Here is an 859-nt window from a genome sequence, read left to right on the forward strand (position 1 = left end):
CTAGGTCATGTTGACAAATGGCGGAGCCAGAGACGGATCGAGGTGATGTCGATGAAGCCCAGGAAACTCTCGGCGGTCTTGTCGTAACGTGTCGCGACGCGGCGGGCGTTCTTCAGCTTGTTGAAACACCGCTCGACGAGGTTGCGCAGCCGGTAGAGGGTGCGATCCACGGCGACGCGCAGCTTGCGTGTCTTGCGCATCGGGATCACCGGCACGACGTTCCGCGCATCCATGGTTTTGCGAACCTTGTCAGAGTCATAGCCGCGATCGGCCAGCAGGACGCAAGGCTCGGGCAGGTTGTCGTCCATGACCAGGTCGAAGCCCAGATAGTCGGATGTCTGCCCCGGTGTGATGTCTGACCTCATGGGGAGGCCGGCACCGTTGACGCGGAGGTGGATCTTGGTCGTGAAGCCACCGCGCGAACGGCCGAGACCTTGTCGCGGAGTCCCCCTTTAGCGCCCGCTGCCTGATGATGGGCGCGGACCACTGTGCTGTCGATCATCTGGAGCGCGTCCGGGACCAGCCCGCTCTCGTTCAGGGCCTCCAGTATCCCTTCCCAGAGCCCGGCCAGCGTCCAGCGCCGGAACTGGCGATAGACCGATGACCACTTGCCGAACTCCTCGGGCAAGTCACGCCACGGCGACCCCGTTCGCGCGACCCAGAAAATTCCATCCAGAATAACACGATGGTTCGTGGGCTTCCGCCCGTTCGGGGCTCGGATCGCCAGAATGAAGCGCTCGTGAAAGGCCCATTCCTCGTCCGACATCAGGTCTCGTGCCAAACTGGTCTCCATCGCAGATACCAGCTTGAATCACGTTCAGAGCGCCCTGTGAATCCCTTTTGTCAACACGGCCTAGGT

Annotated in this window: 1 protein-coding gene; it reads right to left on the reverse strand. The window is 61.9% G+C overall.

Annotation, left to right across the window (positions count from 1 at the left end; translation table 11 throughout):
* Nucleotides 1-5: 5 nt before the first annotated feature.
* A protein-coding gene (locus tag Q5Y72_RS19725; RefSeq protein WP_305965087.1) for an IS5 family transposase occupies nucleotides 6-793 on the reverse strand; the annotation gives its coding sequence in 2 pieces (ribosomal slippage) (nucleotides 6-454 and nucleotides 454-793; 789 coding nt in all).
* Between the last annotated feature and the right edge of the window lie 66 nt (nucleotides 794-859).

The organism is Paracoccus spongiarum (genome assembly GCF_030732095.1).
GTDB lineage: Bacteria > Pseudomonadota > Alphaproteobacteria > Rhodobacterales > Rhodobacteraceae > Paracoccus > Paracoccus spongiarum.